Source organism: Pseudomonas sp. NPDC087598 (assembly GCF_044743525.1).
GTDB lineage: Bacteria > Pseudomonadota > Gammaproteobacteria > Pseudomonadales > Pseudomonadaceae > Aquipseudomonas.
Map to the genome: position 1 here is coordinate 1 of NZ_JBIUWQ010000094.1, position 7942 is coordinate 7942.

The window sequence follows — 7942 nt, forward strand, 5'->3', positions numbered from 1 at the left end:
AATGAAAACCAAAACAATAAAACCTTAACTGAATTGACAAGATACGCCACCTGAAGACGGGAGATTTCGACGGACTCTTCAGCTTTCCAGCCGAACACGTGGGAACGGGACGCCGGGTTACCGAAGTTTCCGTCGACCAGCAGGCATTCACTCATTTTTTGCGCAACGCGCGGATCGACCGGGGTGGTCGCAGAGTAATCAAGGTAAATCGGCAATTTCATGGACTATCTCCTAAATCAGGGCTGGCGTGCCGCTAGCTCTTTGGCTGTCATTCGACGGCGGACGCTTCAATCTTGTCCAGGCGTGGCGCCTTGCTGTTGCAACGGCGCTGGTCCTGACGCTGGGCTACTTCTTGCACCTCACGGCGAGTCACAAGATCAGCCAAGCTGATACCACTTAGAAATTCGTGAATCTGCAGGCTCAAGTCGCACCACAGATGATGGGTCAGGCAGGTGTCGCCGGAATGGCAATCGCCCTGGCCCTGGCACTTGGTCGCATCGACCGATTCGTTGACCGCATCGATCACCTGCGCCACCTGGATGCCCTGCATGTCGCGAGACAGCTGGTAACCACCACCGGGGCCGCGAACACTGGAAACCAGGTTACTGCGGCGCAGCTTGGCGAAAAGCTGTTCGAGATAGGACAGGGAGATGCCTTGGCGCTCGGAGATATCGGCCAGAGACACGGGCCCGTGCTGCGCGTGCAACGCCAGGTCAAGCATGGCGGTCACGGCGTATCGGCCTTTTGTAGTCAGTCGCATGGACAGTTACCACGGAGTTCGGAATGGGCGGGAGTATGCAATTCCCGAGCATTTAAGTCAACTATAAGACCTAGTGCTTTAGTCGGGTTTACCCGCAAAAGAGCGCGCGAATGATATCAGGGTCTGCGGCTTAATGGCACACCAGCTGCCGGATGCTTCTGCAGGAGCTGCCGCAGGCAGCGATCTTTTGATTTTGCTCTTTATAAGATCAAAAGCTCGAAACCTTCGGCAGCTCCTTCAGGGGGCTTAGCTGGCTTTGGATTCGTCTTTGCCTTTGACGCAGGCGAAGTCTTCTTCACGCAACTCAGGCAGATCTTTCGCGCAGTAATTGCTGCCAAGATCCTTCAGCGCACCGCACATCCCCTCCAGACGCCCGTCCACCGCTTGCAGGTGATCGAGCAACTGGCCGATCGCGCGCGCGACCGGGTCAGGCATATCTTCGCTGACACCATAGGCGTCGAAGCCGATTTTCTCGGCCATGGCCTTGCGTTTGGCATCCTGCTCCTCATCGGACTTGACGATGATTCGCCCCGGAATACCCACGACCGTAGCGCCCGGCGGCACTTCCTTGGTCACCACCGCGTTGGAACCGACCTTGGCACCCGCACCGACAGTGAACGGCCCCAGCACCTTGGCGCCAGCACCGACGACGACGCCATCACCCAGCGTTGGATGGCGCTTGCCTTTATTCCAGCTGGTGCCGCCGAGGGTCACACCCTGATAAATGGTCACGTCATCGCCAATTTCGGCGGTTTCGCCAATGACGATGCCCATGCCGTGGTCAATAAAGAAGCGTCGACCGACTTTCGCCCCCGGATGAATCTCGATCCCGGTCAACCAGCGACCGAAGTTCGACACCAGTCGCGCCAGCCATTTCAGCTCGTTGCGCCAGAGCATGCCCGCCAATCGATGAATCCAGATCGCATGCATGCCGGGGTAGCAGGTCAGGACTTCAAAAGCGTTACGCGCCGCCGGATCTCGATGGAATACGCTTTGGATATCTTCACGCAAACGCTCAAACATCATTTAGTCCTTCCGTTTCAGAAGCTCACCACGGGCCGCTTTTTGGGTTTCCGTGAGGATGCCACGCAAAATATTCATTTCTGCCCGGCTGACCGAGCTGCGTCCGTACAACCGGCGCAGGCGCGCCATCAAGTGTCGTGGTTTTTCCGGATCGAGGAATTCGATGGCAACCAGCGTCTGCTCCAGATGCTCATAGAATCGCTCCAGCTCATCCATGGTCGCCAGTTCGGCGCTTTTCACCGAGGCCACTTCTTCTTTCTCGATCTTGGTCGGCTGCCCTTGTGCTGCCAGCCAGGCCATGCGCACTTCATAGCTCAACACCTGCACCGCCGCCCCAAGATTCAGTGAACTGAATTCCGGGTCAGAGGGGATGTGCACGTGAAAGTGACATCGCTGCAGCTCGTCATTGGTCAGGCCGGAATCTTCACGACCGAACACCAGGGCGATTTCCGCGCCCTGCCCGGCCTCCTCGACCACTTTGCTGCCGCATTCACGCGGATCCAGCAGTGGCCAGGGAATACGGCGGTCACGGGCGCTGGTGCCGAGCACCAGATTGCAGCCGACCAAGGCATCTTCCAGAGTGGCGACGACTTGCGCGTTTTCAAGGATGTCACCGGCACCGGAAGCACGAGCATCGGCTTCGTGATGCGGAAATAACCGCGGTTCGACCAGCACCAGCCGCGACAGACCCATGTTTTTCATGGCGCGCGCGGCCCCGCCGATGTTGCCGGGGTGGCTGGTATTGACCAGGACGACACGAATGTTCTGCAGCAAGGGAGGCGCTCTCGGACACAGGAAAGGGGTGCAAATCTTACAGAACAGCCTACCGTTAAGCTATGAAAGCGAACAGCGTCCTTCACCTGAAGAAAAGTTCTGATAGAATGCGCGGCTTTCTTTAACAACCTTAGGTGACACATCCATGAAGACCATGCTGCCTATCGCGCTGCGCGCCGCCCGCAGCGCCAGTGAACTGATCGTCCGCTCCATCGAGCGCCGGGATACCATCCAGGTCGACGAAAAAGACGCCAAGGATTACGTATCCGAGGTTGATCGCGCCGCAGAACAGAAAATCATCGATGCCCTGCGCAAGGCTTACCCGAATCACTCGATCCAGGGTGAAGAGACTGGCCTGCACGCCGGCACCGGCATCGAAGGCGAAGAGTACCTGTGGATCATCGATCCGCTGGACGGCACCACCAACTTTCTACGCGGCATTCCTCACTTCGCTGTCAGCATTGCCTGCAAATATCGTGGTCGTCTGGAGCACGCTGTTGTTCTGGATCCGGTTCGCCAGGAAGAATTCACTGCCAGCCGTGGTCGCGGCGCTCAACTGAACGGTCGTCGCCTGCGCGTCAGCGGTCGCACCAGCCTCGACGGCGCACTGTTGGGTACCGGCTTCCCGTTCCGTGACGACCAGATGGACAACCTCGACAACTACCTGGGCATGTTCCGCGCCCTGGTTGGCCAGACTGCCGGCATCCGCCGCGCCGGCTCGGCAAGCCTGGATCTGGCTTATGTCGCTGCCGGTCGTTTCGACGCGTTCTGGGAGTCGGGCCTGTCCGAGTGGGACATGGCTGCGGGCGCCCTGCTGATTCAAGAGGCTGGCGGCCTGGTGAGCGACTTCACTGGCGGTCACGACTTCCTTGAAAAAGGCCATATCGTTGCCGGCAACACCAAATGCTTCAAGGCAGTCCTGACGGCGATCCAGCCGCACCTGCCGGCTTCGCTGAAGCGCTAAGCTTCTGGCGAAACGAAAAAAGCACCCTTAGGGGTGCTTTTTTTATGCCTGAAAGAGCACCGCCAAACCATTGTAGGAGTGAGCCTGCTCGCGATAGCGGTGTATTGGTCAGCGTCAATGTTGACTGATACATCGCTATCGCGAGCAGGCTCACTCCTACAGGGGATTTGTGGTGGACCTGAATCGCAGGCACAAAAAAGCACCCCGTAGGGTGCTTTTTTTAAACACTTACCAGATTACTGACCCGGCTGATTCTGCGACAGGATCAGCTTGCCTTCCTTGTCGACCGGAATCTGGTTGCCCGGATCACGATCCATGCGCACTTTGCCTTCCTTGCCGTCCAGCGAATAACGCACGTCGTAACCTACAACCTTGTCACTGATGTCATTCACTGTGTTACAGCGAGTCTGAGTCGTGGTGTAGGTATCGCGGTTCTGCATGCCTTCCTGAACCTTGTTACCGGCATAACCGCCACCAACCGCACCGGCCACCGTGGCAATTTTCTTGCCGGTGCCGCCGCCGATCTGGTTACCCAACAAACCACCCGCTACCGCACCAATGGCAGTACCGAGGATCTGGTGTTGATCCTGAACCGGTTTCTGCCGGGTTACCGCCACGTCCTTGCACACTTCACGTGGAGTCTTGATCTGTGTCTTGACCGGTTCGACGGCCAATACTTGCGCATACTCAGGGCCGCTTTTAACCAGGCTGTAGGTGGCAACAGCACCCCCGGCAGTCACACCGACAGCACCCAATACCGCACCAACCAGCAACGACTTGTTCACATGAACCTCCTGACCATCACATGCGGGACACGCCCGCGCTTCTCCCAGCCTTGGAGCATAAAAAAAGGCGCGAGTTCAACTCGCGCCTTTTTCGACTGACAACCGGGAAAACGATGGCCGTTATGGGCGGTCGTCGATTTCCTTCTCGGTGTTGGCCGGTGGAATCAGGTCTTCAGTGCTCAGGTTCAGCCAGATCAGCACCACGTTCGCGATGTAGATCGACGAGTAAGTACCCGCCAGAACACCGATGAACAGGGCAATGGAGAAGCCGAACAGGTTGTCGCCACCGAAGAACAGCAGCGCCGCGATCGCCAGCAAGGTGGAGATCGAAGTCGCCATGGTGCGCAGCAGGGTCTGGGTGGTCGAGATGTTGATGTTCTCGATCAGCGTAGCCTTGCGCAGTACGCGGAAGTTCTCACGCACCCGGTCGAATACAACGATGGTGTCGTTCAGCGAGTAACCGATGATCGCCAGCACCGCCGCCAGTACCGTCAGGTCGAAGGTGATCTGGAAGAACGACAGGATACCGATGGTCACGATCACGTCGTGGATCAGCGAAACGATGGCGCCGACCGCGAATTTCCACTGAAAGCGGAAAGCCAGGTAGATCAGGATGCCGCCGAGCGCCAGCAGCATGCCGAGGCCACCCTGGTCGCGCAGCTCTTCACCGACCTGCGGGCCGACGAACTCGACGCGCTTGACGGTCGCCGGGTTATCGCCGCCGACCTTCTGCAGAGCTTCTGCAACCTGATGGCCCAGCTGCGGATCTTCACCCGGCATACGCACGAGCAAATCGGTAGTTGCACCGAAGTTCTGCACGATGGCTTCGTGGTAACCCGAAGTCACCAGTTGCTCACGCACCTTGGTGACGTCAGCCGGACGCTCGTAGGTCAGCTCGATGAGCGTACCACCGGTGAAGTCCAGACCCCAGTTCATGCCCTTGTGGAAGACGCTGAAAATAGCCAGCACCGTAAGAAACACTGTGACGCCGAACGCAAAGTTGCGAACGCCCATGAAGTTGATTGTACGTAACATGGCAGCCCCTTAAATCCACAACTTCTTGAAGTCACGTCCGCCGAAGATCAGGTTGACCATTGCGCGGGTCACCATGATGGCCGTGAACATCGAGGTAAAGATCCCGAGGGACATGGTCACTGCGAAACCTTTGACCGGGCCGGTGCCCATGGCAAAGAGAATGCCGCCGACCAACAATGTTGTCAGGTTGGCGTCGAGAATCGCGGTGAATGCCCGGCCGAAGCCTTCGTTGATTGCACGCTGCACGGTCATGCCGGCGGCGATCTCTTCACGGATCCGCGAGAAGATCAGCACGTTGGCGTCGACCGCCATACCCATGGTCAGAACGATACCGGCTATACCCGGCAGGGTCAGCGTTGCACCCAGCAACGACATCAGAGCCAGCAGCAGCACCATGTTCACCGCCAGCGCGACGGTGGCGATGATGCCGAAGAAGCGGTAGATGGCGATGATGAACAGCGACACGAACAGCATGCCCCACAGCGACGCATCGATACCTTTGGTGATGTTGTCAGCACCCAGGCTCGGGCCGATTGTGCGCTCTTCAGCGAAGTACATCGGCGCCGCCAGACCACCGGCACGCAGCAGCAGCGCCAGTTCGGACGATTCGCCCTGGCCGTTCAGGCCAGTGATGCGGAATTGCGCACCCAGCGGCGACTGAATGGTCGCCAGGCTGATGATCTTCTTCTCTTCCTTGAACGCCTGCACAGCGACGTCTTTCTCGACGCCATCAACCACTTGCTTGGTGTAAGTGGTGACCGGACGCTGCTCGATGAAGATCACCGCCATGCTGCGACCAACGTTGGAGCGGGTTGCGCGGCTCATCAGCTCGCCACCATGGCCATCCAGACGGATGTTCACTTCAGGCGTACCGTGTTCGCCGAAACCGGCCTTGGCATCAGTCACCTGGTCACCGGTGATGATCAGGCCACGCTCGATCTGCGCAGGAGGACGCTTGCCTTCACGGAACTCGAAGGTTTCGGAAGTGGCTTTCGAAGCGCCCGGCTCTGCAGCCAGACGGAACTCAAGGTTGGCCGTCTTGCCGAGAATACGCTTGGCTTCGGCAGTGTCCTGCACGCCCGGCAGCTCAACCACGATGCGGTTGGCACCCTGACGCTGAACGATCGGTTCGGCAACACCCAGTTCGTTGACGCGGTTACGTACCGTGGTCAAGTTCTGCTTGATGGAGTATTCACGGATTTCCGCCAGCTTGGCCGGGGTCATCGCCAGACGCAGCACCGGTTGACCGTTGAGGTCGGCCGGAACAATGTCGAAATCGTTGAAGTTCTTGCGAATCAGCGCACGGGCCTGTTCACGGCTGTCTTCATCAGCGAAGCCCAGCTGGATGGCACCGCCCAGTTGCGGCAGGCTGCGATAGCGCAGCTTCTCTTTGCGCAGCAGGCTCTTGACGTCGCCTTCGTAGACTTTCAGGCGTGCATCGAGTGCTTTGTCCATGTCGACTTCGAGCAGGAAGTGCACACCACCGGACAAGTCCAGACCCAGCTTCATCGGGTGCGCGCCCAGATTGCGCAGCCATTGCGGGGTGGTCTGTGCCAGGTTCAGCGCGACGACGTAGTCATCACCCAATGCCTTGCGCACAACGTCTTTGGCCGGCAGTTGATCTTCAGCCTTGGACAGACGGATCAGACCGCCCTTGCCGTTTGCCGCCAGTGTGGCTGCCTTGACGTTGATCCCGGACTCGTGAAGCGCGGTGCTTACGCGATCCAGATCGGCCTGATTGACCTGCAGAGCCGTGCTGGCGCCGCTGATCTGAATGGCCGGGTCATCGGGGTAAAGATTGGGAGCGGAATAAATCAGACCGACCGCCAGCACCGCCAGGATCAGAATGTATTTCCACAGAGGGTATTTGTTCAGCATCACGCCGCCCGTTATGACGCGGGGCGCCTTGCGCGCCCCGTCGATTGAGTAGAAGTTGTTACCTTTAGATCGCTTTCAGCGTGCCTTTTGGCAGCGTGGCGGCGATGGCGCCTTTCTGGAACTTCATTTCCACGGTGTCGGAAACTTCCAGAACCACGAAGTCATCGGCCACTTTGGTGATCTTGCCGGCGATGCCGCCGGTGGTGACCACTTCGTCGCCCTTCGCAAGGCTGCTCAGCAGGTTCTTCTGCTCTTTGGCGCGCTTGGCCTGTGGACGCCAGATCATCAGGTAGAAGATGACCAGGAAGCCGACCAGGAAAATCCACTCGAAACCGCCGCCCATTGGGCCGGCAGCAGCCGGTGCAGCCGCGTCAGCCATGGCGTTAGAGATAAAAAAGCTCATTTAGCACTCCAGTTGCAAATGTTGAATCTTGGGGTCAGAAAACTCAGTCCAAAGGCGGAACGGGGAGCCCGCGTTTGGCGTAGAAGGCATCGACAAAGGCGGCCAATGTACCCTGTTGAATAGCCTCGCGCAAACCAGCCATGAGCACCTGATAATGGCGCAAGTTATGGATGGTATTGAGCATGCTTCCCAGCATTTCGCCACACTTGTCCAGGTGATGCAGATAAGCGCGGGAGAAGTTCTGGCAGGTATAGCAATCGCAGGTCGGATCGAGCGGCGAATCATCATGGCGATGGAACGCGTTACGGATCTTCAGCACG

The 7942-nt window shown here is 58.2% G+C and carries 10 protein-coding genes; 1 reads left to right on the forward strand and 9 read right to left on the reverse strand.

The window, feature by feature from the left end; genetic code table 11:
• The 4 genes from ACIOWE_RS28665 to trmJ all read right to left on the reverse strand — a co-directional run.
• On the reverse strand, positions 1-221 hold a 221-nt coding region (locus ACIOWE_RS28665; RefSeq protein WP_401398265.1), incomplete at its 3' end, for an aminotransferase class V-fold PLP-dependent enzyme.
• Positions 222-268: 47 nt separating this feature from the next.
• Positions 269-760 (reverse strand): Fe-S cluster assembly transcriptional regulator IscR, encoded by a 492-nt coding sequence (gene iscR / locus ACIOWE_RS28670; protein ID WP_003227911.1) that lies wholly within the window; start codon positions 758-760, stop codon positions 269-271.
• A gap of 246 nt (positions 761-1006) precedes the next feature.
• The gene (gene cysE, locus ACIOWE_RS28675) at positions 1007-1783 is read right to left on the reverse strand and encodes a serine O-acetyltransferase (RefSeq protein WP_007916901.1); all 777 of its coding nucleotides are present in this window, start codon (positions 1781-1783) and stop codon (positions 1007-1009) included.
• Between the two features lie 3 nt (positions 1784-1786).
• Positions 1787-2557 carry a tRNA (cytosine(32)/uridine(32)-2'-O)-methyltransferase TrmJ gene (gene trmJ, locus ACIOWE_RS28680; RefSeq protein WP_025109223.1) on the reverse strand — a complete coding sequence of 257 codons (771 nt, stop codon included), beginning with the start codon at positions 2555-2557 and terminating at the stop codon, positions 1787-1789.
• Between the two features lie 145 nt (positions 2558-2702).
• Here trmJ and suhB point away from each other — a divergent pair, with 145 nt between their 5' ends.
• Positions 2703-3521, forward strand: a complete 819-nt coding sequence (gene suhB, locus ACIOWE_RS28685) for an inositol-phosphate phosphatase (RefSeq protein ID WP_401398267.1) — start codon at positions 2703-2705, stop codon at positions 3519-3521.
• A 236-nt stretch (positions 3522-3757) separates the two neighbouring features.
• On the opposite strand, the gene ACIOWE_RS28690 is transcribed toward suhB, so the two are convergent.
• The 5 genes from ACIOWE_RS28690 to ACIOWE_RS28710 form a co-directional block, all read right to left on the reverse strand.
• A complete protein-coding gene (locus tag ACIOWE_RS28690; protein WP_401398269.1) occupies positions 3758-4306 on the reverse strand; it encodes a glycine zipper 2TM domain-containing protein in 549 nt (182 codons plus the stop codon).
• A gap of 120 nt (positions 4307-4426) precedes the next feature.
• Positions 4427-5341 carry a protein translocase subunit SecF gene (gene secF / locus ACIOWE_RS28695; RefSeq protein WP_401398271.1) on the reverse strand — a complete coding sequence of 305 codons (915 nt, stop codon included), beginning with the start codon at positions 5339-5341 and terminating at the stop codon, positions 4427-4429.
• A 9-nt stretch (positions 5342-5350) separates the two neighbouring features.
• Positions 5351-7219 (reverse strand): protein translocase subunit SecD, encoded by a 1869-nt coding sequence (gene secD, locus ACIOWE_RS28700; protein WP_401398272.1) that lies wholly within the window; start codon positions 7217-7219, stop codon positions 5351-5353.
• 64 nt (positions 7220-7283) lie between these two features.
• Positions 7284-7622, reverse strand: a complete 339-nt coding sequence (yajC, locus tag ACIOWE_RS28705; protein WP_003227923.1) for a preprotein translocase subunit YajC — start codon at positions 7620-7622, stop codon at positions 7284-7286.
• A gap of 43 nt (positions 7623-7665) precedes the next feature.
• The coding region (locus ACIOWE_RS28710; RefSeq protein ID WP_401398274.1) for a tRNA-guanine transglycosylase at positions 7666-7942 on the reverse strand (277 nt) is incomplete at its 5' end.

What these genes read in the sequence shown, in the direction of transcription:
- iscR (WP_003227911.1), bottom strand. Translation starts at nt 760, where the DNA reads ATGCGACTGACTACAAAAGGCCGATACGCCGTGACCGCCATGCTTGAC.
- cysE (WP_007916901.1), bottom strand. Translation starts at nt 1,783, where the DNA reads ATGTTTGAGCGTTTGCGTGAAGATATCCAAAGCGTATTCCATCGAGAT.
- suhB (WP_401398267.1), top strand. Translation starts at nt 2,703, where the DNA reads ATGAAGACCATGCTGCCTATCGCGCTGCGCGCCGCCCGCAGCGCCAGT.
- secF (WP_401398271.1), bottom strand. Translation starts at nt 5,341, where the DNA reads ATGTTACGTACAATCAACTTCATGGGCGTTCGCAACTTTGCGTTCGGC.
- secD (WP_401398272.1), bottom strand. Translation starts at nt 7,219, where the DNA reads ATGCTGAACAAATACCCTCTGTGGAAATACATTCTGATCCTGGCGGTG.
- yajC (WP_003227923.1), bottom strand. Translation starts at nt 7,622, where the DNA reads ATGAGCTTTTTTATCTCTAACGCCATGGCTGACGCGGCTGCACCGGCT.